Genomic DNA, 23,746 nt, shown 5'->3' with positions numbered 1-23,746 from the left:
ATGAATAACGAACAGGCTGCAGAGATCCTGCAGGATATCTTTCAACATGCGGTCAACAGTGCCCGCGCCGGGCCGGTGACCCTGGCTAACCTGCCGGAAAAACCTCGCGGCCGTTGTGTGGTGATCGGTGCGGGTAAAGCATCCGCGGCAATGGCGGCTGCCGTAGATGCAGCCTGGCCGGATGTGGCGGTGTCGGGTGTGGTGGTGACGCGTTACGGTTACGCGGTTCCTGCGGGCCGCATCCGCATTATTGAGGCGGCTCATCCCGTATCAGATGCCATGAGCGAGGTTGCCGCAATGCTGATTGTGGAGACGCTGCGCGGTTTAACTGCCGATGATCTGGTGCTGGCATTGATTTCAGGGGGAGGGTCGGCGCTGATGGCGCTGCCCGCCCCGGGGTTAACGCTGGCAGATAAGCAGACCATCACCCGGGCCCTGCTCCATAGCGGGGCCAGCATCAAAGAGATGAATCTGGTACGTCGTCATCTCTCAGCGGTGAAAGGCGGAAAGCTGGCGACCATGGCGCAACCGGCGCGCATCGTATCACTGATTATCAGCGATGTGCCTGGCGATGATCCGACGGACGTAGCGTCTGGCCCCACCGTTGCCGATAACAGCGCACCACGTGATGCGCTCCGGGTACTGCAGCGGTATGGCATTGCGATCCCGAAGCCCGTTAGCGAACGGCTAAACCAGCCGGCCGGCCCGGTGGAAAACGCCGCGACAGGCGAGGTCAGGCTTATCGCCACGCCGGCGATGGCGTTAGCGGCGGCGGGGCTGGCCGCACGACAACATGGGCTCACCCCCCTTATTTTGGGGGATGCGATAGAAGGTGAAAGCAGGGAAGTGGCGGTGGTCATGGCCGGTATGGCGAAATCGGCGAAGCAGTATGGTCACCCGATTTCAGGGCCTGCTGTACTGTTGTCAGGTGGCGAAACCACGGTGACAGTAAACCACACTCCGCCTGGAAAAGGGGGCCGCAATACCGAGTTTTTACTCAGTCTGGCCTGTGCGCTCCAGGGGGAACACGGTATCTGGGCCATGGCGGGAGATAGCGATGGTATTGATGGCACAGAAGATGCCGCAGGTGCGATCGTCTTCCCGGATACGCTTGCGCGCGGCAAGCTGAGCGGTCTTAATGCAGTGCAATATCTGGATGGCCATGATAGTTACTGCTATTTTCACGCGCTTAATGATTTGCTGATCACCGGCCCGACGTTAACCAACGTCAATGATATTCGGGCAATATTGATTGCCTGACTGTATCGCTCTCCTGTGCCAGGGAGAGCGATATTTTTCCCTTTCAACATAGTTCAAATCTTCGGCATCCGCCCGCCATCCATTTCCACGTTAAAGCGCATCGCCTGGCGCCAAGGTGTCGATCATCGTTCCGTCTGATGTGTTGGCGTGCAAGATGACATGGAGGGGAAGGTAACGCGAGGAAATCGCCGCCTGGCGCAATACCAGGCGGCTAACGGTCAGGCGGTTTTGGTCGCCGCCTTCAGGCTCTGGACGAAGGCTTTCAGTTCGTCGAGCATGGTCTGCGGCTCATCGAGGTGGCGTTCGATGATTTTGACGATGGCGGAACCGGAGATAGCCCCGGCGGCTCCGGCGTCAATGGCGGCGCTCACCTGCTCCGGCGCGGAGATACCAAAGCCCTGCAGCGGCGGCGCGGCGTGATATTCCGCCAGCTTCTCCACCAGGTGGTGCAGCGGCAGCGCGGCGCGATTTTCCGCACCCGTCACCCCGGCGCGCGACAGCAGATAGGTGTAGCCGCGGCCATAAGAGGCAATCTGGCGCAGTAAATCGTCATCCGCATTGGGCGGGCAGATGAAAATCGGCGCGATGTTATGGCGCATCGCCGCCTGGCGGAACGGGGCGGACTCTTCCACCGGCACGTCGGCCACCAGCACCGAGTCGACGCCAACGCGGGCGCACTGGGCATAGAACGCATCGATGCCCGGGCTGAAGACGAGGTTGGCGTACATCAGCAGGCCGATTGGGATGGTCGGATGCTTCTGGCGGATCGCCGCCAGCATCTCAAAGCACTGCGCCGGGGTCACTCCCGCGGCGAAGGCGCGCAGGGCCGCGCCCTGGATGGTCGGGCCGTCCGCCAGCGGGTCGGAGAAAGGGATCCCCAGCTCAAGGGCATCGGCGCCGCCTTCGATCAGCGCATCGATAATTTTCAGCGACTGCTCCGGTCCCGGATCGCCAAGGGTGACAAAGGGAACGAAGGCGCCTTCCTGGCGATTTTTCAGTTGGGCAAACAGCGTCTCATAGCGTTCCATCAGATTTCCCCTCGCGCTTTCAGGATGTCATGTACGGTGAAAATGTCTTTGTCGCCGCGACCGGAGAGGTTAACCACCAGCAGCTGCTCTTTTTCCGGGTTCTCGCGCATCATCTTCAGCGCGTGGGCCAGAGCGTGAGAGGACTCCAGCGCCGGGATAATCCCTTCGTGGCGGGAGAGCGCTTTAAACGCGTCCAGCGCTTCGTTGTCGGTGATCGACACATACTCAGCGCGACCGGTGCTGTTCAGAAACGCGTGCTGCGGCCCAACGGACGGGAAGTCCAGCCCGGCGGAAATGGAGTAAGACTCTTCGATCTGGCCGTCGGCGGTTTGCATCATCGGCGACTTCATACCGAAGTAGATCCCCACGCGGCCATGCTTCAGCGGCGCGCCGTGCTCGCCGCTTTCGATACCGTGCCCGGCCGGTTCCACGCCGATCAGGCCGACGTTGGTTTCATCAATAAAGTCGGCAAACATGCCGATGGCGTTTGACCCACCGCCAACGCAGGCGATCACCGCGTCCGGCAGACGTCCCTCTTTTTCGAGGATCTGCGCTTTAGTCTCTTCGCCAATCATGCGCTGGAATTCACGTACAATGGTCGGGAACGGATGCGGACCGGCGGCGGTGCCCAGCATATAGTGCGCCTTCTCGTAGCTACCAGACCAGTCGCGCAGCGCCTCATTACAGGCATCTTTCAGCGTGGCGGAGCCGCTGTGCACCGGGATCACCTCGGCACCCATCAGGCGCATACGGAAGACGTTCGGCGACTGGCGCTCGACGTCCTTGGCGCCCATGTAGATACGGCATTTCAGGCCGAGCAGGGCGCTGGCCAGCGCTGAGGCGACCCCGTGCTGACCGGCGCCGGTCTCGGCGATAATTTCGGTTTTACCCATCCGTTTGGCCAGCAGGGCCTGGCCCAGCACCTGGTTGGTTTTGTGCGCGCCGCCGTGCAGCAGATCTTCGCGTTTCAGGTACAGGGTGGTGCGAGTACCTTCGGTCAGATTCCGGCATTTGGTCAGGGCCGTCGGACGTCCGGCGTAGTTTTTCAGCAGGTCAGTGAATTCCGCCTGAAAGGCCGGGTCCTTCTGCGCGCTGACAAAGGCTTCTTCCAGCTGGCGCAGGGCGGGCATCAGGATCTGCGGCACATACATGCCGCCGAATTCGCCGAAGTAGGGGTTCAGTAAAGTGCTCATTATTGCTCCTTAATATGCGCGCAGCGTCTGGAATACGGAGGCCAGTTTGCTGGCGTCTTTAATCCCGGGTTGCGACTCTACGCCTGAATTGAAATCGAGTCCGGCACAGCCGCTTTTGGCCGCTTCCACACAGTTATCGGCACCCAGGCCACCCGCCAGCATGACGTTGCGCAGATCCTGGCCCTGCAGCAGGCTCCAGTCAAAGCGCTGGCCGCTGCCGCCCTGGCCGTTGTCGAACAGGTACTTGTCGACATGGCGGAGAGTACGGGCCGGGAGGGTTTCACCAACGCTCAGCGCTTTCCAGATACGGACGTTGTCCGCGAGGGCGTCGCGCAGCGCGTCGATATAGGCCTGGTCCTCATCACCGTGCAGCTGGACGGCGGCCAGCCCCAGAGCCTGCGCGCGGGCGACCACCTCGTCCAGCGGCGCATTGCGAAACACGCCGACGTACTGCAGCGGCGCAGCGGCGATCACCGCTTTGGCCTGGGCGTCATTCACCGCCCGCGGCGAAGTCGGGACGAAAATCAGGCCACCGTAGATGGCGCCGGACTCCCAGGCCACCTGGGCATCCTGCGGGCGCGTCAGGCCGCACACTTTATTCTCGCCGAGCAGCACGCGTTTAACCGCCGCTTCCAGATCCGCCTGTTCCATCAGGGCGGAGCCGATCAGGAAGCCGTTGGCGAAGTGGCTCAGCTCGCGCACTTCAGCATAGGTATGGATGCCGGATTCGCTGATCACCGTGACATCCGGGCCGAGACGCGCCGCCAGCTGACGGGTGCGGTTAAGGTCAATCGACATATCGCGCAGGTCGCGGTTGTTAATGCCCACCACCTTCGCCTTCAGGGCGATGGCGCGCTCCAGCTCCTCTTCATTGCTGACTTCGGTCAGCACGCCCATATTCAGGCTGTGCGCCACCGCGGAGAGCTGGCGGTACTGCTCATCGTCGAGCACCGAGAGCATCAGCAGGCAGGCATCGGCCTGATAGTAGCGCGCCAGGTAGATCTGGTAAGGGTCGATGGTGAAGTCCTTACACAGGATCGGCTGCGGCGCGACCTTGCTGACGATCGGCAGAAAATCGAAACTGCCCTGGAAATATTTCTCATCACACAGCACTGAGATCGCCGAGGCGTAGTGTTTGTAGATGCTGGCGATCGCCGCCGGATCGAAATCTTCGCGAATCAACCCCTTCGACGGCGAGGCCTTTTTGCACTCGAGAATAAACGCGGTGCGGGTGCCGGCCAGCGCGTCATAGAAATTGCGCTGCGTCGGGACCACTTCATTCTGAAAACTGGCTAACGGTTGTTGTTGTTTGCGGGCTTCTACCCAAATCGCTTTGTCGGCAACGATTTTTGCTAAAACGGTCTGCATTCTTTACCCTCTTGCCGCTAAGGCGGTCACTCTGTCATAGGCCGCGCCGCTGTGCAGCACATCCAGTACCTGCTGAGCGTTAGCTTTCAGATCTTCATGCCCGTGTAAACGCATCAACATGGCGACGTTGGCGGCGACGGCGGCTTCGTGAGCGGCTTCACCTTTACCTTGTAGCAAGCGCGTCAGAATGTCACGATTTTCTTCCGGCGTGCCGCCCGCCAGCTGCGCCTGATGGTAAGGCGTCAGGCCGAAGTCGTCAGCGGTCAGCTGATAGCTTTTGATTTCCCCGTTATGCAGTTCGGCCACCACCGTGGGCGCATGCAGCGAGACTTCATCCATCCCACCGCTGTGCACCACCGCCGCGCGCTGATAGCCCAGCACGCGCAGGGTCTCGGCGATCGGCAACACCAGTTCCGGGCTGTAGACGCCAATCAGCGCCAGCGGCGGATGCGCCGGGTTGATCAGCGGCCCCAGCACGTTAAACAGGGTGCGGGTCTTCAGCTGCTGACGGACCGGCATCGCGTGGCGGAAACCGGTGTGGTATTTCGGCGCGAACAGGAAACAAACCCCCAGCTCATCGAGCGCCGCGCGGGATTTATCGGCGTTCATATCGAGATTGATGCCGAAGGCCGCCAGCAGGTCAGAAGAGCCTGATTTACTGGAGACGCTGCGGTTACCGTGTTTCGCCACTTTCAATCCACAGGCCGCAGCGACAAAGGCGCTGGCGGTGGAGATATTGATGCTGTTGCTGCCGTCGCCACCGGTGCCGACGATGTCGGCAAACAGGTAGTCCGGGCGCGGGAACGGCGCGGCGTTTTCCAGCAGCGCGGTGGCGGCGCCGGCAATTTCCTGCGGCTGCTCGCCGCGCACTTTCATACTGACCAGCGCGGCGGCCAGTTGCTCAGGCTTCACTTCACCGCGCACGACGGCGGAGAACAGCTGGTGGCTCTCCTGCTGGCTCAGGGTTTCCGCCTGATAGAGCTTCTCAAGGATCGGCTGGAGGGTGTTAGTGTGCTCCAGCTTCTGCAGCGCCCAGGCCAGGGTCTGCTCCAGCAGCCGTGCGCCCTGAGTGGTAAGGATCGATTCCGGATGGAACTGGAAGCCGCACACCCGGTCCGCATCGTGACGCACCGCCATCACCATACCGTTGAAATTGGCGTTAATCGTCAGCCCGGCGGGAATATTGCTGCCAACCAGCGAGTGGTAACGCGCCACCGGCAGTGGGTTAGCCAGACCGGCAAACATGGCCTGGCCGTCGTGCTCAATGCTGGATGCTTTGCCATGGAGGATCTCGCCCGCCTGGCCGACATAGCCGCCGTAGGCTTCGACAATAGCCTGATGACCGAGGCAGATGCCGATGATCGGCAGCTTGCCACGCATACGGGTCAGCAGTTCCGGCATGCAGCCAGCTTCGCTCGGCGTACCCGGGCCCGGGGAGAGCATCAGCACCGGGTTGTCCATGGTGCCCAGACGCTCAATCAGCGCCTGCGCCGGGACGGAGTTACGGTAAATCACCACGTTATGACCATTGGCCCGCAGCTGGTCTGCCAGGTTATAGGTGAAAGAATCGATATTATCGAGCAGCAGAATGTCAGCCATCAGAAAATCTCCTTCGCGTGATGGGCCTGGGCAATGGCGCGCAGCACCGCGCGGGCTTTATTTCGGGTCTCATCCGCTTCCGACTGGGGAACCGAGTCGAGCACAATGCCGGCTCCGGCCTGGACGGTAGCGATACCCTCCTGCACGTAGGCGGAACGGATGACGATGCAGGTGTCGAGGTCGCCGTGGGCGGTGAAATAGCCCACCGCGCCGCCGTAGCTGCCGCGGCGTTTACCTTCGGCGGCGGCAATCAGCTGCATGGCGCGGACCTTCGGTGCGCCGCTGAGGGTGCCCATGTTCATGCAGGCGCGGTAGGCGTGCAGCACATCGAGGTCCTGACGCAGTTCGCCGACCACGCGGGAGACCAGATGCATCACGAAGGAGTAACGGTCAACCTTCGTTAAATCGGCGACATAGCGGCTGCCCGGGGTACAGATGCGGGCCAGGTCATTACGCGCCAGATCCACCAGCATCAGGTGTTCGGAAAGCTCTTTATGGTCGGTGCGCATTTCCAGTTCGATGCGGCTGTCAAGATCGCGATCCAGCGAACCGTCGGCGCGGCGGCCGCGTGGCCGGGTGCCGGCGATAGGGTAGATCTCAATCTGACGGCTGACGGCGTCATATTTCAGCGAACTCTCCGGCGAGGCGCCGAACAGGGTGAAATCGTTGTCCTGCATAAAGAACATGTACGGGCTGGGGTTGCTCTTCTTCAGCACATCATAAGCGGCCAGCGGCGACGGGCAGGGCAGCGAGAAGCGACGGGAAGGAACCACCTGGAAGATTTCCCCGGCGCGGATCGCGCGCTGCATTTTGCGCACCACCGCACCGTACTCTTCATCGCTCTGGTCAACGTCGCACTGCATTTCGGCCACAGTGGTAACCGGCAGCGGCGCCGGCGGCTCGTTCAGTTGCTGACGCAGCTGGCTCAGGCGCTGCTCCAGGCGCTGTTTTTCACTCTCCAGCGGGGTGAACAGGCTGGCCTGAATGCGGGTATGCTTGGTCTGATGGTCGATGACCAGCAGAGTTTCTGCCAGATAAAAGCAGTAGTCCGGGCAGGCGGTGTCGCTCTGCAGCGGTGGAAGATCTTCAAAGCCGGCGACCAGGTCATAGGCGAACAGGCCGCCGAAGAACATCGCTTCACGCTCGTTGGCCGGGACGGTCACCAGCTCCTGCAGGAGACGGAAGGCGTCAAACACCGACAGTGAGCAGAGGCGGGCGTCTTCATCGAGCAGGGTGCTGACCGCGGGGAAGGTCAGGATGCGGCCGTTGGGCTGGCGCTGATTGGCGATCCCGGAGGGCAGCGCGCCGTCCAGCAGTTCCAGCAGCGCGGCGCCGTTAGCGGAAAGTGCCTGAATAGTGACAGTGTCACCAAGAGCGGTGATGCGCAGCGCGCTGTCGACCAGCAGCAGGCTTTTTAAGTCATCTTTGCTGTCGATATCAGCGGATTCCAGCAGCAGCGTGGCCGGACGGGCGCCACACAGTTGGTGGAATAACGCCGTCGGGTTCTCCCGGTAGATGGCGTCGCTGGTGAGAAGCTCGAGTGCCGGTTTGGATGTTTGCATTATTGTTCTCGCCTGTTCGTATTATTTTTTGTCCAATAAAAAGCCCGCTCATTGGCGGGCCGGGTATCTGTATGCTGAATGCAAAACGCGATCACGCCGCCCGTTATCAGGAGGTGCGCCACCAGCTGTGCAGAGTGATAAAGTGCATTTTCATCGTGATACCCCTTCATGTGAACTTGCGTACTAGTTAACTAGTTCAATGGAATAAAGTCAACCCTTGTTTGCAGATTTTCTCTGCCTGTCGGTATGATAATGCGCTTATTTACGTTGATGTCCAGCAGGAGTCCTTTTGAGCGACAGCCAATACGCAGTGATTTACGATCTGCACAGCCATACCACCGCCTCTGACGGGCGGCTGACTCCGCAGGAACTGGTCCATCGCGCCCATGAGATGCGCGTAGGCACCCTGGCGATCACCGACCATGACAGCGTGGCGGCGATCCCGGCCGCCCGGGAAGAGATCGCCCGTGCCGGATTACCCTTAACGCTGGTAAACGGCGTCGAGATTTCGACGCTTTGGGAGAATCACGAAATACATATCGTGGGTCTGAATATTGATATTGCGCACCCGACGATGACCGCGCTGCTGGAGGAGCAGAAAGCGCGACGCCAGCTGCGGGGCCAGATGATTGCCGAGCGTCTGGAGAAGGCGCGCATCCCTGGCGCCTGGGAAGGGGCGCTGCGGCTGGCGGACGGTGGCGCCGTCACCCGCGGCCATTTTGCCCGTTTTCTGGTGGAGGCCGGCCATGCGAAAAACATGGCGGAGGTCTTCAAAAAATACCTTGCCCGCGGGAAAACCGGTTACGTGCCGCCGCAGTGGTGTACAATAAAACAAGCGATTGATGTCATTCATCATTCTGGCGGCAAGGCGGTGATAGCCCATCCCGGGCGCTACGATCTCTCCGCCAAGTGGTTGAAGCGGCTGTTGGCCCACTTTAGCGAGCAGGGCGGTGATGCCATGGAAGTGGCCCAGTGTCAGCAGGCGCCCCATGAACGCGCCCAGCTGGCCACCCAGGCCGTACAGTTTGGTCTGCTGGCGTCACAGGGCTCCGATTTTCATCAGCCCTGTGCGTGGATCGAGCTTGGCCGTAAGCTCTGGCTTCCTGCCGGCGTGGAAGGCGTCTGGCACAGCTGGGAAGCGGCCGCCAAATAAAAATTGAGAGGGAAGTATGAGCCAGTTTTTTTATATCCATCCGGATAACCCGCAGGCGCGGTTGATTAACCAGGCGGTGGAGATTGTGCGTAAGGGCGGGGTGATCGTTTATCCTACCGACTCCGGCTACGCCCTGGGCTGCAAAATTGAAGACAAGGGCGCGATGGAGCGGATCTGCCGTATCCGTCAGTTGCCGGACGGCCACAACTTTACCCTGATGTGCCGCGATTTGTCCGAGCTCTCAACCTACGCTTTTGTCGACAACGTGGCGTTTCGTCTGATGAAAAACAACACGCCGGGCAACTACACCTTTATCCTCAAGGGGACCAAAGAAGTGCCGCGCCGGCTGCTGCAGGAGAAACGTAAAACCATCGGCATGCGCGTCCCGTCTAACCCTATTGCTCAGGCGTTGCTCGAAACTTTAGGCGAACCGATGCTGTCCACGTCGCTGATGCTGCCTGGCAGTGACTTTACCGAGTCCGACCCGGAAGAGATCAAAGATCGTCTGGAGAAAGTGGTGGACCTCATCATTCACGGCGGCTTCCTTGGGCAGCAGCCGACCACGGTTATTGACCTGACGGAAGATACCCCGGTGGTGCTGCGCGAAGGCGTCGGCGACGTGAAGCCTTTCCTCTGATCGTCATCGTCGGGCGGTGGTTCATGCTCCGCCCGGCACCCCGCGTTTCCTTCCTGACGGCACGACAATCAACCACAGCGCCAGACCGATCAGCAGTGCGCCGAGAATCAGCCCTTTTTGTATGGTTTCTCCGAGACACAAATAGCCCCACAGCGCCGCAAAAGGTGGGATCAAAAAGGTCACGGACAGCGAACGCAGCGGTCCTATATCAGCAATCAGGCGAAAATAGAGAATATACCCTGCTGCTGTACAGACCACGCCCAGCATGACTATCGCTATCCACGGCAGGCTCTGTCGCCAGTCTATGACCGGACCATACCAGCCTGACCAGAGAAAGAAAGGCAACAGAAACAGCGTGGCGCCGACCTGGCTGCCCAACGCGACGCGCTCAGCCTCAAGGCCGCCCCGCTGCTGGATCCAACTGCGGGTCAGGAAGCCGGCCAGACCGTAACAGGCGGTCGCGATCAGGCAGGCCCCGATCCCCGGCAGCAGGAGGGCGGCGCTGAGGCTGGAGGTTGGGCGCGCAATGACTGCCACGCCAATGGCGCCCAGTAACGCGCCGCCGCCTTTGCGCAGGGTTAACGGTTCCGCAAAGCATAACGCGCCGATAAGCATTCCCATCATCGGCGCCGTGGCGTTGAGCGTGGCGGAGTACCCTGCCGGCAGCCACTGTGCGGCAAGGCAGTACATCAGAAAAGGAAGGCCTGAATTAATGACCCCCAGCTTCAGAGTGGATATGAATTTTCCCTGATACCCGCTCCATTTACCCTGCACGCCGAGTAACAGCCCGAGCGCGATAGCGGCAAACAGTACGCGAAGAAAAGCGCTGGTCATCGCCCCGAAGGCCGGGGTGGTGATGCGCATAAACAAAAAACTGGCGCCCCAGAGAGCGGCGAGCAGCAGCAGGCGGCCATAGTCGATAACACGCATGATTGACTCCTTGTATTCACGAAGGAAGTCAACTGTAGAACTCACGTGCAGCGTCCGACAAACGCGTTATGCTTACATGATTAAGTTATTCTTAACTGAGATGCCATGTCGATGAAACTTCCACCGCTGAATGCGCTGCGCTGCTTTGAAGCGGCGGCACGGCTGCTTAGTCTGAAGCAGGCCGCCAGTGAGCTTTGCGTTACGGCAAGCGCCGTCAGCCAGCAAATTGCCCGCCTCGAGGAAGCGCTGAATACCCCGCTTTTTATTCGTACTCCCCGACAGTTACAGTTAACGGAGGTGGGGGAGATCTACCTGCGGGCCGTTCAGCCCGCCTTTCTCCAGATAGCCGCCGCCACCCAGCGCCTGCAGGTGCCCGCGGGGCCAGAAAAGGTGACGCTCAGCTGTACCAGCGGCTTCGCCATTCAGTGGCTGCTGCCGCGGCTGGCTGATTTTGAACGACGTTATCCAAAGATTGAGATCCAGATCGGCACCACCAACCGACGAGTAGATTTGGTGAGTGAAGGGATCGATTTTGCCGTGCGTCATGGTGTCGGCGGCTGGCCGGAACTGCAGGCTTACCGCCTGCTGGATGACGACCTTATCCCGGTCTGCAGTCCGCAACTGATTGCTCCGCGCCGGTCCCTCGCCGGTGCGGGCGATCTGCTGCAGTATCCGCTGCTGCACGATGAGCATCGTGAAGACTGGGCACTGTGGTGTGAGGCCGTGGGGCTGGAGCCGGACCGCGCGCGCCGCGGTCCGGTGTTCACTGATTCCAACGGCGTGACGGAGGCGGCGTTCGCTGGTATGGGGATGGCATTACTGCGACGTTCATTCATAGCGTCTGCGCTGACGCAGGGGCGGCTGGTTAATCCTCTGGCGCAGCCCATCGCCTGTCCGCTGGCCTATCATCTGGTTTACCACGAGACCGCGCTGCTGGCGCCTGCCAACCGCTGTTTTCGCGACTGGCTGCTCGGCCAGCGCCCGGCTGTTGTTGAGAAGGGCGCGCAGTGAGGAGGAGCACTGTCCGGTAAAGATCTCTATGTGTGAAGGCGCACAGGAGAATGAGGAAAATCTGTTCCATACTCAAGGTGCGATACGGCGAACAGAAGCTTTCCCGACGAAGTTAGTGTAGTATGTTCGGCCACGATTACGGGCTCGCGGTGAATGTTTTGCGCATGCCAGCGAGACTTTACGTAAAAAGTATATACGTAACAATGAGTTGTTCATACAGGCCTCATTGTTTCATAAAGCATACCAGACGCCTGGGAAGGCGACACCTTAAGGAAGCTCAATGAGCGAGAAACTGCAAAAAGTGCTGGCCCGCGCCGGCCACGGCTCCCGCCGTGAAATTGAAGCGAAAATCGAAGCTGGCCGCGTCAGCGTCGACGGAAAAATCGCCACCCTCGGCGATCGTGTGGAAATCGTCCCCGGTTTAAAAATTCGTATCGATGGTCATCTGATCTCGGTGAAAGAGTCTGCTGAGCAGATCTGTCGCGTGCTGGCTTACTATAAGCCGGAAGGCGAGCTGTGCACCCGTAACGATCCGGAAGGGCGCCCGACGGTGTTTGATCGCCTGCCAAAACTGCGCGGCGCGCGCTGGATTGCCGTTGGCCGTCTGGACGTGAACACCTGTGGCCTGCTGCTGTTCACCACCGATGGCGAACTGGCAAACCGCCTGATGCATCCGAGCCGTGAAGTCGAGCGTGAGTACGCCGTTCGCGTTTTCGGCCAGGTGGATGATGATAAGCTGCGTCAGCTGTCTCGCGGCGTGCAGTTAGAAGATGGTCCGGCAGCATTTAAAACCATCAAATTCACCGGCGGTGAAGGGATTAACCAGTGGTACAACGTCACCCTGACCGAAGGGCGTAACCGCGAAGTGCGTCGCCTGTGGGAAGCGGTCGGCGTGCAGGTCAGCCGTCTGATCCGCGTGCGCTATGGCGATATTCTGCTGCCGAAAGGCCTGCCGCGCGGCGGCTATACCGAACTGGACCTGGCGCAGACCAACTACCTGCGCGAGCTGGTGGAGCTGACGCCGGAAACCAGTTCTAAAGTTGCCGTCGAGAAAGACCGTCGCCGGATGAAAGCCAATCAGATCCGTCGGGCGGTGAAGCGTCACAGCCAGACCAGCGCTAACCCGCGCCAGGGTAACAACAGCAACCGTCGTTCCAGTACTCGCAATAAGACCAACGGTTAATGTTGTGCGTTCCGGTGGAGTGCCGCCGGAACGCGTACTGCCTTTCGCCGTATCAGGCCCTCAGTAGTCAATTCCCATCTGCGCTTTAATCCCGGCATCAAACGCATGCTTGACCGGACGCAGTTCGCTGACGGTATCCGCCAGTTCAATAATATCGCGATGGCAGCCGCGGCCGGTAATGATCACCGACTGATGGGCAGGACGCTCACGCAGGGCGCTTAGCACCGACTCCAGCGGCAGGTAATCGTACGCCACCATGTAAGTCAGCTCATCCAGCAGCACCAGATCGAGCTGGTCGTCAGCCAGCATACGGCGGGCATGCTCCCAGACCGCCAGACAGGCGGCGGTGTCGCTGTCGCGATCCTGGGTGTTCCAGGTGAAGCCTGTCGCCATCACCTGAAATTCGACGCCGTGGGGTTCCAGCAGGTTACGCTCACCGTTAGGCCAGGTCCCCTTAATAAACTGGATCACGCCGACTTTTTTGCCGTGGCCGACGGCGCGGGTCGCGGTGCCAAAGGCGGCGGTGGTTTTGCCTTTGCCGTTGCCGGTAAAGACCATCACAATGCCGCGTTCGTCCTGGGCTGCCGCCACCCGGGCGTCAACTTTATCTTTCAGCCGCTGCTGGCGTTCGCGGTAGCGTTCATCACTCATTGGGCAATTCCTGGCTTACGGCCCGGTTGGGCGTCAAAGGTCATTCCCGTCTTGCGGCGACTGTCGTCACCCATCAGCCATAGATAGACGGGCATAATGTCAGCGGGGGTCTTCAGTTTTAGCGGATCTTCCGTCGGGAAGGCGCTGGCGCGCATCCCGGTGCGGGTGCCGCCGGGGTTGATGCAGTTCACCCGCAGATGACGGCTTTGGTACTCGTCGGCCAGCACCTGCATCATCCCTTCGGTGGCGAATTTGGAGACCGCATAGGCGCCCCAGTTGGCGCGGCCCTGACGACCAACGCTGGACGAAGTGAAGACCAGCGAGCCCGCATCCGAACGGAGTAATAAAGGAAGAAGCGCCTGGGTCAGCATAAAAGTGCCATTGACGTTCACCTGCATCACCTGCTGCCAGACCTCCGGCTTCTGCTCGTCCATGGGGCAGATGTCGCCGAGCAGGCCGGCGTTGTGCAGCACGCCGTCAAGACGGGGATAGTGCATACTTATCTGCTGCGCCAGCTGCTGGCACGCCTGCGGCGTGCAGGTTAGCAGGTCGAGGGTAAACCAGCGGGCGGGAATGCCGCCCTCGCGTTCAATCTCCTGGGCGACGGCGCGCAGTTTTTCGTCGTTGCGGCCAAGCAGAATCACGCTGGCGCTATAGCGCGCGTAGGTCAGGGCCGCTTCACGACCAATCCCGTCGCTGGCGCCGGTGACCAGGATGATGCGATCTTTCAGCAAGTGGCGTTGCGGTTGATAATGCACGGCGACTCCTTGGGCGATCGGTTCCCGATCGCGCTTCATTTTTGGTATCTCACTTTTGCGCTGTTATGCCTGAAAGTGCTCGCCATTGCAATCGGCGAAGCGGAAAGTATTCAGAAAATTAATATCTTGCAACGATTTCAGCCTCGCTGAAAAAAAACGGAATCCGCTGCGCACAAGACACAAAGCACAAAGACTTCTCGTCAGGGGCTGATGTACACTGTGCAGCAACGTCAGTGCTTTACACAAGGTGAAAACGTGGAATTACTTGCTCAGTACGGCTTATTTTTAGCCAAGATCGCGACGGTTGTCGTCGCTATCGCGGTGATTGCCGCTATTATCGTCAACCTGGCCCAGCGTAAGAAGCAGCGCGGCGAACTGCGGGTGACCAATCTTAGCGAGCATTACAAAGAGATGAAGGAATCGCTGGCGGTGGCGCTGCTTGACGGCCCGCAGCAGAAACAGTGGCATAAGGCGCAGAAAAAAAAGCAAAAACAAGAGGCGAAGGCCGCGAAAGCGCGGGCGAAGCTGGGTAACGTGGAGCCGGAAGGCAAGCCGCGCGCCTGGGTGCTGGATTTCAAAGGCAGCATGGATGCCCATGAGGTCAACAGCCTGCGGGAAGAGATCACGGCGGTGCTGGCGGCGGCGAAAGCGCGTGACCAGGTGGTGATTCGTCTGGAAAGCCCCGGCGGGGTGGTACACGGTTACGGACTGGCAGCCTCTCAGCTGCAGCGGTTGCGCGACAAACAGATCCCGCTGACGGTGGCGGTTGACAAAGTGGCGGCCAGCGGCGGCTATATGATGGCTTGCGTGGCCAACAAAATTGTGTCGGCGCCGTTTGCGATCCTTGGCTCCATTGGCGTGGTGGCGCAGATCCCTAACCTCCATCGCTTCCTGAAGAACAAAGATATTGATATCGAACTGCATACCGCCGGGCAGTACAAACGGACGCTCACTATGCTGGGCGAAAATACCGAAGAAGGGCGGCGCAAGTTCCGTGAGGATCTCAATGAGACGCACCATCTGTTCAAGGATTTCGTCCATCGGATGCGTCCTGGACTTGATATTGAGCAGGTAGCTACCGGCGAGCACTGGTACGGGGTGCAGGCGCTGGAAAAAGGGCTGGTGGATGCGGTTGAAACCAGCGATGAGCTGTTGCTGGGGCTCATGGAGAGCCACGAGGTGATCGGGGTGCGTTATCAACAGCGTAAAAAAATGCTCGACCGCTTCACTGGTAGCGCCGCGGAGAGCGCCGATCGACTTCTGCTGCGCTGGTGGCAGCGCGGTCAGAAACCGCTGATGTAAACAACATAACGCGAGGCCAGGGCCTCGCGTTATCGTTTCCACCGGCCTTAATCGACCAGGTGATACTTGTCCGACAGCTCGTGGGCGAGGTACTTAAACATGTTAAATACCGCCGTACTCTTCGGCGTCGGTAAACCCTGCTCGTCAAGATAAAACTCACCGCTAAACACCAGGACATTGTTGCGCTGAACGACGTCGGTGGCTTCGATACCGGCTAACGTATCCTCATGTTCGCGAATAAGTTTGTTGGCTTTTTCGAGCAGCGTCTGGCGATCGATAGGTTGGGTTGTACCTTGCATAACGGACTCCTCTTTTTCTCCGCGCGTAGTTTACGCCGCGCGGCGGCGTGGGGCAAATTTTCCATGGACAAAACAGGGGTAATCGTAACCAGTGGAGAAACAGCCGTTTACTGGCGGGTTTCGCTTTTGCATGCTAATAAAGTTGCGTAACGAATTTTATCAGGTACAGTGTGACGCTTTCGGCGATCTGGCAACAGATTTGCTTGACATTCGGCCAAAAATTCTTCGTGCTATGTCACCTGACGAAAAAAAGTCAGCAAACTCAAACGCCTGGTTTTACGGAGATGAAGCGGGTGTTCAGGGTTGATATTCACCGACGGTGCCGCAACATATGAGGCAGTCGCCAGTGGAGGGTGTATGAATGTGCGATGTATTCCTGGATGAATCAAATTAGGTAAAGGTGAATATGGGTAAAGCTCTCGTTATCGTTGAGTCCCCGGCAAAAGCCAAAACGATCAATAAGTATCTGGGTAATGACTACGTGGTGAAATCCAGCGTCGGTCATATCCGCGATTTGCCGACCAGTGGATCAGCTTCCAAAAAGAGCACCGACTCTACCGCCACCAAAGGGGCTAAAAAGCCTAAAAAGGACGAACGTGGTGCTCTGGTTAACCGCATGGGCGTGGACCCATGGCATGACTGGAATGCGCACTATGAAGTACTTCCGGGTAAAGAAAAGGTAGTTTCAGAACTCAAACAGTTGGCGGAAAAAGCTGACCACATCTATCTCGCAACCGACCTTGACCGCGAAGGGGAAGCCATTGCCTGGCACCTGCGGGAAGTGATCGGCGGCGATGAACAGCGTTACAGCCGCGTGGTGTTCAATGAGATCACCAAAAACGCTATTCGTCAGGCCTTCGAAAAGCCGGGCGAACTGAATATCGATCGGGTTAACGCCCAGCAGGCGCGCCGCTTTATGGACCGCGTGGTGGGCTATATGGTCTCGCCGCTGCTGTGGAAGAAAATTGCCCGTGGTCTTTCTGCCGGGCGCGTGCAGTCCGTTGCGGTCCGCCTGGTGGTGGAACGTGAGCGTGAAATCAAAGCCTTCGTCCCGGAAGAGTACTGGGAAGTTGATGCCAGCACCACCACGCCGGGCGGCGACGCGCTGCCTCTGCAGGTGACTCACAAAGACGATAAGCCGTTCCGTCCGGTCAGCCGTGATGAGACCATGGCGGCGGTATCGCTGCTGGAAAAAGCCAGCTACAGCGTGCTGGAGCGAGAAGACAAGCCGACCAGCAGCAAGCCGGGCGCGCCGTTCATCACCTCCACGCTGCAGCAGGCGGCCAGCACCCGTCTCGGCTTCGGCGTGAAAAAGACCATGATGATGGCTCAACGTCTCTATGAGGCGGGGCACATCACCTATATGCGTACCGACTCCACCAACCTGAGTCAGGACGCGCTGAACATGGTTCGCGGTTATATCAGCGACAACTTTGGCAAAAAATATCTGCCGGAGAGCGCTAACCAGTACGCCAGCAAAGAAAACTCGCAGGAAGCGCACGAAGCGATTCGTCCTTCTGATGTGAGCGTGCTGGCGGAAACGCTGAAAGATATGGAAGCCGATGCGCAGAAGCTCTATCAGCTGATCTGGCGCCAGTTTGTCGCCTGTCAGATGACGCCGGCGCAATACGATTCCACCACGTTGACCGTGGCGGCGGGCGATTTCAAACTGAAAGCGCGCGGTCGTACCTTACGTTTCGACGGCTGGACCAAAGTGATGCCGGCGCTGCGCAAGGGCGATGAAGACCGGACGTTGCCGGTGGTTAAACAGGGCGACCGCCTGAGCCTGGTGGAGCTGACGCCTGCGCAGCACTTTACCAAGCCGCCGGCGCGCTTCAGCGAAGCTTCGCTGGTCAAAGAGCTGGAAAAACGCGGTATCGGCCGTCCTTCCACCTACGCTTCGATCATCTCGACCATTCAGGATCGCGGCTACGTGCGGGTGGAAAACCGTCGTTTCTATGCGGAGAAAATGGGCGAAATCGTCACCGATCGGCTGGAAGAAAACTTCCGCGATCTGATGAACTACGACTTCACCGCGCAGATGGAAGATCGTCTCGACCAGGTAGCCAACCACCAGGCCGAATGGAAAGAGGTGCTAAACCACTTCTTCGGCGATTTTACCACTCAGCTGGAGACCGCAGAGAAAGATCCGGAAGAGGGCGGCATGCAGCCGAACCCGATGGTGCTTACCAGCATCGACTGCCCGACCTGTGGACGTAAAATGGGCATCCGTACCGCCAGCACCGGTGTTTTCCTCGGCTGTTCGGGCTATGCTCTGCCGCCGAAAGAGCGTTGCAAAACCACCATCAACCTGGTGCCGGAAAACGAAGTCCTCAACGTGCTGGAAGGCGATGACGCGGAAACCAACGCGCTGCGTGCCAAACGTCGCTGTCAGAAGTGCGGGACCGCAATGGACAGCTACCTTATCGATCCTAAGCGTAAACTGCACGTGTGTGGTAATAACCCGACCTGTGACGGCTATGAGATTGAAGAGGGCGAGTTCCGCATCAAGGGCTATGACGGTCCGGTAGTGGAGTGCGAGAAGTGCGGTTCTGAAATGCACCTGAAAATGGGGCGTTTCGGCAAGTACATGGCCTGTACCAACGACGAGTGTAAGAACACGCGTAAGATCCTGCGCAACGGCGAAGTGGCTCCGCCGAAGGAAGATCCGGTGCCGCTGCCGGAGCTGCCGTGCGAGAAGTCTGACGCGTACTTTGTGTTGCGCGACGGGGCGGCGGGTGTCTTCCTGGCGGCCAACACCTTCCCGAAATCACGGGAAACGCGTGCGCCGCTGGTGGAAGAGCTGTACCGCTTCCGCGATCGTCTGCCGGAAAAACTGCGCTATCTCGCCGATGCGCCGCAGCAGGATCCGGAAGGTAATAAAACGCTGGTGCGCTTTAGCCGTAAAACGAAACAGCAGTATGTGGCTTCCGAAAAAGAGGGCAAAGCGACCGGCTGGTCAGCCTTCTTTATTGACGGTAAATGGACTGAAGCCAAAAAGTAATCGTGCAGTATCAGGCAGGAAAAGCGCGCTTTTCCTGCACTAACGGCCGGCAGAGGCAGTGGATGCCTCTGCCGCGTTGTTTCCCCTTCTGGATGGTCTTTTCTGCCCCTTATAACCACCTATATTATTTTTCGTTAGTATCTATACACTGTTGATATAAATGATATAGTGGTTATAGCTAATCCCTTTTTTATTATTAAAACGTCTTATACATCATCGCTTTCAGGATGCGTTGCGGCGCCACTACGGCCAACTGCCGGGAGGCTGGCCTCACGGTCGACAAGTTGCCTGAACGTAAAGTGTATTAAGCGGCTTCATTTTACGCGCAAACGGATATCAGCATGAAACTACAACAGCTTCGCTACATCGTTGAGGTGGTGAACCATAACCTGAATGTTTCATCCACCGCCGAAGGGCTTTATACCTCCCAGCCGGGCATCAGTAAGCAGGTCCGCATGCTGGAAGATGAGCTGGGCATCCAGATTTTCGCCCGCAGCGGCAAACATTTAACCCAGGTGACGCCTGCCGGGCAGGAGATCATCCGTATCGCCCGCGAGGTGTTATCGAAAGTCGATGCGATCAAATCTGTCGCCGGGGAGCATACCTGGCCTGATAAAGGGTCGTTATATGTGGCGACGACCCATACTCAGGCGCGCTATGCGTTACCGGGGGTGATCAAGGGCTTTATTGAACGCTACCCGCGCGTGTCGCTGCATATGCATCAGGGCTCGCCAACCCAGATTGCAGAAGCCGTATCGAAAGGCAACGCCGACTTCGCCATCGCCACCGAGGCGCTGCATCTGTATGACGATCTGGTGATGTTGCCATGCTATCACTGGAACCGGTCGATTGTGGTGACGCCTGAGCATCCTCTGGCCGCGAAGGGCTCGGTTTCCATTGAAGAGCTGGCGCAGTACCCGCTGGTGACCTATACCTTTGGCTTTACCGGCCGTTCGGAACTGGATACCGCGTTTAACCGAGCGGGTCTGACGCCGCGCATTGTCTTCACCGCCACTGACGCCGACGTGATCAAAACCTATGTTCGCCTGGGGCTTGGGGTCGGGGTGATAGCCAGCATGGCAGTCGATCCGGTCTCTGACCCGGACCTGGTGAAGCTGGATGCGAACGGCATATTCAGCCACAGCACCACCAAAATTGGTTTCCGCCGTAGCACCTTCTTACGAAGCTACATGTATGATTTTATTCAACGTTTTGCACCCCATCTGACCCGGGATGTCGTGGATACCGCGGTGGCTTTGCGGTCGAATGAAGATATTGAAGCGATGTTTAAAGATATAAAACTTCCGGAAAAATAACCCTTAAAAAAATAATGGCATTCCCTGTGGGGAGTGCCATTGACTATCATGGTCCTAATTTAACATCTTAAACCTCGAACCAATCACAAAATTAATAATTTCTGGCAACACGTTTGTCATTATGCCCGCCGCGATCAAATAACCGGTTAAATATATTCCATCAGGCCTAAATTCACTGGATTAATCTTTTATCCATAATTAAGATTTATCTGTACCTGATGATTTGAGCAATTGGTGGTGACAATATGATAAGTAATATCGATTACATGAAACTGGCGATGTCATACGAGAATGACAAAACCGAAATCGATCCCGTTCTGCGTAGTCGCGTATGGGGCGTAGTGTTGGTAGGGCTGGCGATGTTCTGGAGCATCATCGCGCTTACCATCTGCAACATCTGGATTGTCAGCTAAAGCTGTAGGTCATCGTTGTAGATACATGTCATTTTTATGACAGTGAAAGGAAACTGTAATATAAAATCAGTGACCGGCAATACAGGGAGAATATATTTTGCCGCTGGATTCATCCAATCTGAAATCACTCACAAGAGCTAATCATAGCCAGCTGGCCGATTAGCTCTTTTTTTGTCCTCGTGTACTAATACAATATCGTCTTAATCATCGCTTCTGCACTATTTTGGTGCTATTTCTCCGATTCCAGGATAATTCCCGATTAATCACTGTCGACCTCGGCGCATTTAGCAATTTGGGTTGTTATCAAAGTGTTATGCTCGGTATGTGTTATCTTTAATGGAGACCCTGAGGAGAATCAGGGTATGCCATCCCTGAGATAAAGGAGGAGCTATGTCGTCAACCCTACGAGAAGCCAGTAAGGACACGCTGCTGGTCAACGAGAAAACCTGGCATTACTACAGTCTGCCGCTGGCAGAGAAACAGCTGGGCGATCTCAGTCGACTGCCTAAGTCGCTGAAGGTGCTGATGGAGAACCTGCTGCGCTGGCAGGACGGTGACTCGGTGACAGAAGAAGATATTCGTGCCCTGGCCGGCTGGCTGCAACAGGCCCATGCCGACCGGGAGATAGCCTACCGTCCCGCGCGCGTCCTGATGCAGGACTTTACCGGCGTGCCGGCAGTCGTGGATCTGGCCGCCATGCGCGAGGCGGTGAAGCGCCTGGGCGGCGACACCGCGAAAGTGAATCCGCTGTCGCCCGTCGATCTGGTGATCGACCACTCGGTCACCGTCGACCGTTTCGGCGATGACGAGGCCTTCGAAGATAACGTCCGTCTGGAAATGGAGCGTAACCACGAACGTTACGCTTTTCTACGCTGGGGACAACAGGCCTTCAGCCGCTTCAGCGTAGTGCCGCCGGGCACCGGTATTTGTCACCAGGTCAACCTGGAATACCTCGGTCGGGCCGTCTGGAGCGAAGAGGTGAATGGGAAGTGGATGGCGTGGCCGGATACCCTGGTGGGCACCGACTCTCATACCACCATGATTAACGGTCTCGGCGTACTGGGCTGGGGCGTGGGCGGGATTGAAGCGGAAGCCGCCATGCTGGGTCAGCCGGTGTCGATGCTGATCCCGGATGTCGTGGGCTTTAAGCTCAGCGGCAAACTGCGCGAAGGCATCACCGCCACCGATCTGGTGCTGACGGTCACCCAGATGCTGCGCCAGCACGGTGTCGTCGGCAAGTTTGTTGAATTCTACGGCGATGGCCTGGATACCTTACCCCTGGCCGATCGCGCCACTATCGCCAATATGGCCCCGGAATATGGCGCCACCTGTGGTTTCTTCCCGATCGATGATGTGACGCTTAGCTATATGCGTCTGAGCGGCCGTAGCGAAGAACAGGTCGCCCTGGTGGAAGCCTATGCCAAAGCGCAGGGCATGTGGCGCCAGCCGGGCGATGAGCCGGTCTTTACCAGCACCCTGGCGCTGGACATGGGCAGCGTTGAGGCAAGCCTTGCCGGGCCGAAACGGCCGCAGGATCGCGTGGCGCTCGGCGATGTGCCGAAAGCCTTTGCTGCCAGCGGCGAGCTGGAAGTTAACCATCCTCAGCGTCAGCGTCAGCCGGTGGATTATACGCTGAACGGGCATCACTATTCGCTACCGGACGGCGCCGTGGCCATTGCGGCTATTACTTCCTGTACCAATACCTCCAACCCCAGCGTGCTGATGGCCGCCGGTCTGCTGGCGAAAAAAGCCGTCGAGCGTGGCCTGCAGCCGCAGCCGTGGGTAAAAGCTTCCCTGGCGCCAGGCTCGAAAGTGGTGTCGGATTATCTGGCTCATGCCGGCCTGACGCCTTACCTCGACCAGCTCGGCTTCAATCTGGTGGGATATGGCTGTACCACCTGTATCGGTAACTCCGGTCCGTTGCCGGAACCTATCGAAGAGGCGATCAAAAAGGGCGATCTGACCGTCGGGGCGGTGCTTTCCGGTAACCGTAACTTCGAAGGGCGTATCCATCCGCTGGTGAAAACCAACTGGCTGGCCTCGCCGCCGCTGGTCGTCGCTTACGCCCTGGCGGGGAACATGAATATCGATCTCACCCGCGAGCCGTTGGGGCAGGGCAGCGATGGCGAACCGGTTTATCTGAAAGATATCTGGCCGAGCGGGGAGGAGATTGCCCGTGCGGTGGAACAGGTCTCCACTGAGATGTTCCGCAAAGAGTACGCGGAAGTGTTTTCCGGTACCGAGGAGTGGAAAGCAATCAAGGTGGAGGCGTCAGATACCTATGACTGGCAGAAGGACTCGACTTATATTCGCCTGTCGCCGTTCTTTGACGAGATGGGCGTCGAACCGCTGCCGGTAGAGGATATTCATGGCGCGCGGATCCTCGCCATGCTGGGCGATTCAGTGACCACTGACCACATTTCGCCGGCGGGGAGCATCAAAGCCGATAGCCCGGCAGGCCGCTATCTGCAGGAGCATGGGGTTGCCCGGCGCGACTTTAACTCCTATGGTTCCCGTCGCGGTAACCATGAGGTGATGATGCGTGGCACCTTCGCCAATATCCGTATTCGTAACGAAATGGTACCGGGAGTGGAAGGCGGTATGACCCGACATCTGCCGGACCGCGAACCGGTGGCGATCTACGATGCGGCGATGCAGTATAAAGCGGAAGGCATACCGCTGGCGGTGATTGCCGGTAAGGAGTATGGCTCAGGTTCCAGCCGCGACTGGGCGGCGAAGGGGCCGCGCCTGCTGGGCATTCGGGTAGTGATCGCCGAGTCCTTCGAACGTATCCACCGCTCCAACCTGATCGGGATGGGGATTTTGCCGCTGGAGTTCCCGCAGGGCGTCACCCGTAAAACGCTGCAGTTGACCGGGGAAGAGCGGATTGATATCAGCAATCTGCAGTCGCTTCAGCCTGGCGCTACGGTGCCGGTGACCCTGACTCGCCCTGACGGCTCGCAGGAAGTGATCCCTTGTCGGTGCCGTATCGACACCGCGACCGAGCTCACCTACTACCGCAACGACGGCATCCTGCACTACGTTATCCGCAATATGCTGTAAAACAAAGGGCCAGCAT

19 protein-coding genes and 1 other annotated feature are annotated in these 23,746 nt (G+C 58.4%); of the genes, 10 read left to right on the top strand and 9 right to left on the bottom strand.

Annotation, left to right across the window (positions count from 1 at the left end; all coding sequences use genetic code 11):
• The gene (locus AC3EMD_RS15635; protein ID WP_008807773.1) at positions 1-1,260 is read left to right on the top strand and encodes a glycerate kinase type-2 family protein; all 1,260 of its coding nucleotides are present in this window, start codon (positions 1-3) and stop codon (positions 1,258-1,260) included.
• A gap of 218 nt (positions 1,261-1,478) precedes the next feature.
• Here AC3EMD_RS15635 and trpA read toward each other — a convergent pair whose 3' ends face one another.
• The 5 genes from trpA to AC3EMD_RS15610 are packed head-to-tail and all read right to left on the bottom strand — an operon-like array spanning position 1,479 to position 8,010.
• Positions 1,479-2,288: a tryptophan synthase subunit alpha gene (gene trpA, locus AC3EMD_RS15630; protein ID WP_002901728.1), complete on the bottom strand. Its 810-nt coding sequence runs from the start codon at positions 2,286-2,288 to the stop codon at positions 1,479-1,481.
• On the bottom strand, positions 2,288-3,481 hold the full coding sequence (trpB, locus tag AC3EMD_RS15625; protein ID WP_008807774.1) for a tryptophan synthase subunit beta: 1,194 nt from the start codon (positions 3,479-3,481) through the stop codon (positions 2,288-2,290). Before trpB ends, trpA begins: the two co-directional genes overlap by 1 nt.
• A 9-nt stretch (positions 3,482-3,490) precedes the next feature.
• A complete protein-coding gene (gene trpCF, locus AC3EMD_RS15620) occupies positions 3,491-4,849 on the bottom strand; it encodes a bifunctional indole-3-glycerol-phosphate synthase TrpC/phosphoribosylanthranilate isomerase TrpF (protein WP_008807775.1) in 1,359 nt (452 codons plus the stop codon).
• Between the two features lie 3 nt (positions 4,850-4,852).
• The gene (trpD, locus tag AC3EMD_RS15615) at positions 4,853-6,448 is read right to left on the bottom strand and encodes a bifunctional anthranilate synthase glutamate amidotransferase component TrpG/anthranilate phosphoribosyltransferase TrpD (protein WP_004148109.1); all 1,596 of its coding nucleotides are present in this window, start codon (positions 6,446-6,448) and stop codon (positions 4,853-4,855) included.
• Positions 6,448-8,010, bottom strand: a complete 1,563-nt coding sequence (locus tag AC3EMD_RS15610) for an anthranilate synthase component 1 (protein WP_012542057.1) — start codon at positions 8,008-8,010, stop codon at positions 6,448-6,450. The genes trpD and AC3EMD_RS15610 overlap by 1 nt, the downstream gene beginning before the upstream one ends.
• A 34-nt stretch (positions 8,011-8,044) precedes the next feature.
• Positions 8,045-8,140, bottom strand: a sequence feature (Trp leader region).
• A gap of 159 nt (positions 8,141-8,299) precedes the next feature.
• Between AC3EMD_RS15610 and rnm the strand changes: the two genes are divergently transcribed.
• Positions 8,300-9,163: an RNase RNM gene (rnm, locus tag AC3EMD_RS15605; RefSeq protein ID WP_302073584.1), complete on the top strand. Its 864-nt coding sequence runs from the start codon at positions 8,300-8,302 to the stop codon at positions 9,161-9,163.
• A gap of 16 nt (positions 9,164-9,179) precedes the next feature.
• Positions 9,180-9,800 (top strand): L-threonylcarbamoyladenylate synthase, encoded by a 621-nt coding sequence (locus tag AC3EMD_RS15600; RefSeq protein ID WP_008807778.1) that lies wholly within the window; start codon positions 9,180-9,182, stop codon positions 9,798-9,800.
• A gap of 21 nt (positions 9,801-9,821) precedes the next feature.
• Here the strand turns inward: AC3EMD_RS15600 and AC3EMD_RS15595 are convergent, their stop codons facing one another.
• Positions 9,822-10,730, bottom strand: coding sequence for a DMT family transporter (locus AC3EMD_RS15595; RefSeq protein WP_008807779.1), 909 nt, complete (start codon positions 10,728-10,730; stop codon positions 9,822-9,824).
• Positions 10,731-10,841: 111 nt separating this feature from the next.
• On the opposite strand from AC3EMD_RS15595, the gene gcvA reads away from it, so the two are divergent.
• Together gcvA and rluB are read left to right on the top strand one after the other, a co-directional pair.
• The gene (gene gcvA / locus AC3EMD_RS15590) at positions 10,842-11,741 is read left to right on the top strand and encodes a transcriptional regulator GcvA (RefSeq protein WP_302074190.1); all 900 of its coding nucleotides are present in this window, start codon (positions 10,842-10,844) and stop codon (positions 11,739-11,741) included.
• A gap of 280 nt (positions 11,742-12,021) precedes the next feature.
• Complete coding sequence (gene rluB / locus AC3EMD_RS15585; RefSeq protein WP_008807781.1) at positions 12,022-12,924, top strand: 23S rRNA pseudouridine(2605) synthase RluB; 903 nt, start codon at positions 12,022-12,024, stop codon at positions 12,922-12,924.
• Between the two features lie 60 nt (positions 12,925-12,984).
• Here the strand turns inward: rluB and cobO are convergent, their stop codons facing one another.
• Together cobO and AC3EMD_RS15575 are read right to left on the bottom strand one after the other, a co-directional pair.
• Positions 12,985-13,575 carry a cob(I)yrinic acid a,c-diamide adenosyltransferase gene (cobO, locus tag AC3EMD_RS15580; RefSeq protein WP_002901749.1) on the bottom strand — a complete coding sequence of 197 codons (591 nt, stop codon included), beginning with the start codon at positions 13,573-13,575 and terminating at the stop codon, positions 12,985-12,987.
• Positions 13,572-14,333 (bottom strand): YciK family oxidoreductase, encoded by a 762-nt coding sequence (locus AC3EMD_RS15575; protein WP_012542052.1) that lies wholly within the window; start codon positions 14,331-14,333, stop codon positions 13,572-13,574. Before AC3EMD_RS15575 ends, cobO begins: the two co-directional genes overlap by 4 nt.
• A gap of 255 nt (positions 14,334-14,588) precedes the next feature.
• Here AC3EMD_RS15575 and sohB point away from each other — a divergent pair, with 255 nt between their 5' ends.
• Positions 14,589-15,635, top strand: a complete 1,047-nt coding sequence (gene sohB / locus AC3EMD_RS15570) for a protease SohB (protein WP_008807783.1) — start codon at positions 14,589-14,591, stop codon at positions 15,633-15,635.
• 47 nt (positions 15,636-15,682) lie between these two features.
• Here the strand turns inward: sohB and AC3EMD_RS15565 are convergent, their stop codons facing one another.
• Positions 15,683-15,934 carry a YciN family protein gene (locus AC3EMD_RS15565; protein ID WP_002901761.1) on the bottom strand — a complete coding sequence of 84 codons (252 nt, stop codon included), beginning with the start codon at positions 15,932-15,934 and terminating at the stop codon, positions 15,683-15,685.
• A 406-nt stretch (positions 15,935-16,340) separates the two neighbouring features.
• On the opposite strand from AC3EMD_RS15565, the gene topA reads away from it, so the two are divergent.
• The 4 genes from topA (at position 16,341) to acnA (ending at position 23,730) form a co-directional block, all read left to right on the top strand.
• Positions 16,341-18,938: a type I DNA topoisomerase gene (gene topA / locus AC3EMD_RS15560; protein WP_008807785.1), complete on the top strand. Its 2,598-nt coding sequence runs from the start codon at positions 16,341-16,343 to the stop codon at positions 18,936-18,938.
• A gap of 341 nt (positions 18,939-19,279) precedes the next feature.
• Complete coding sequence (gene cysB, locus AC3EMD_RS15555; RefSeq protein ID WP_008807786.1) at positions 19,280-20,254, top strand: HTH-type transcriptional regulator CysB; 975 nt, start codon at positions 19,280-19,282, stop codon at positions 20,252-20,254.
• A 245-nt stretch (positions 20,255-20,499) separates the two neighbouring features.
• On the top strand, positions 20,500-20,667 hold the full coding sequence (locus AC3EMD_RS15550) for a YmiA family putative membrane protein (RefSeq protein ID WP_002901776.1): 168 nt from the start codon (positions 20,500-20,502) through the stop codon (positions 20,665-20,667).
• A 390-nt stretch (positions 20,668-21,057) separates the two neighbouring features.
• Entirely contained in the window at positions 21,058-23,730 is a 2,673-nt protein-coding gene (gene acnA, locus AC3EMD_RS15545) for an aconitate hydratase AcnA (protein ID WP_063106094.1), read from the top strand.
• Positions 23,731-23,746: the final 16 nt, after the last annotated feature.

Source organism: Klebsiella sp. PK18, from assembly GCF_057784655.1.
The sequence above is the reverse complement of the archived record's forward strand: the minus strand, read 5'-3'. Positions and strand labels throughout refer to the sequence as shown.

Excerpts from the sequence above, each read along its gene's own strand:
- cobO (WP_002901749.1), bottom strand. The coding sequence starts at position 13,575 with ATGAGTGATGAACGCTACCGCGAACGCCAGCAGCGGCTGAAAGATAAA.
- trpA (WP_002901728.1), bottom strand. The coding sequence starts at position 2,288 with ATGGAACGCTATGAGACGCTGTTTGCCCAACTGAAAAATCGCCAGGAA.
- trpD (WP_004148109.1), bottom strand. The coding sequence starts at position 6,448 with ATGGCTGACATTCTGCTGCTCGATAATATCGATTCTTTCACCTATAAC.
- acnA (WP_063106094.1), top strand. The coding sequence starts at position 21,058 with ATGTCGTCAACCCTACGAGAAGCCAGTAAGGACACGCTGCTGGTCAAC.
- trpB (WP_008807774.1), bottom strand. The coding sequence starts at position 3,481 with ATGAGCACTTTACTGAACCCCTACTTCGGCGAATTCGGCGGCATGTAT.
- AC3EMD_RS15550 (WP_002901776.1), top strand. The coding sequence starts at position 20,500 with ATGATAAGTAATATCGATTACATGAAACTGGCGATGTCATACGAGAAT.
- AC3EMD_RS15565 (WP_002901761.1), bottom strand. The coding sequence starts at position 15,934 with ATGCAAGGTACAACCCAACCTATCGATCGCCAGACGCTGCTCGAAAAA.
- trpCF (WP_008807775.1), bottom strand. The coding sequence starts at position 4,849 with ATGCAGACCGTTTTAGCAAAAATCGTTGCCGACAAAGCGATTTGGGTA.
- AC3EMD_RS15600 (WP_008807778.1), top strand. The coding sequence starts at position 9,180 with ATGAGCCAGTTTTTTTATATCCATCCGGATAACCCGCAGGCGCGGTTG.
- topA (WP_008807785.1), top strand. The coding sequence starts at position 16,341 with ATGGGTAAAGCTCTCGTTATCGTTGAGTCCCCGGCAAAAGCCAAAACG.
- gcvA (WP_302074190.1), top strand. The coding sequence starts at position 10,842 with ATGAAACTTCCACCGCTGAATGCGCTGCGCTGCTTTGAAGCGGCGGCA.
- AC3EMD_RS15635 (WP_008807773.1), top strand. The coding sequence starts at position 1 with ATGAATAACGAACAGGCTGCAGAGATCCTGCAGGATATCTTTCAACAT.
- cysB (WP_008807786.1), top strand. The coding sequence starts at position 19,280 with ATGAAACTACAACAGCTTCGCTACATCGTTGAGGTGGTGAACCATAAC.
- rluB (WP_008807781.1), top strand. The coding sequence starts at position 12,022 with ATGAGCGAGAAACTGCAAAAAGTGCTGGCCCGCGCCGGCCACGGCTCC.
- AC3EMD_RS15610 (WP_012542057.1), bottom strand. The coding sequence starts at position 8,010 with ATGCAAACATCCAAACCGGCACTCGAGCTTCTCACCAGCGACGCCATC.
- AC3EMD_RS15595 (WP_008807779.1), bottom strand. The coding sequence starts at position 10,730 with ATGCGTGTTATCGACTATGGCCGCCTGCTGCTGCTCGCCGCTCTCTGG.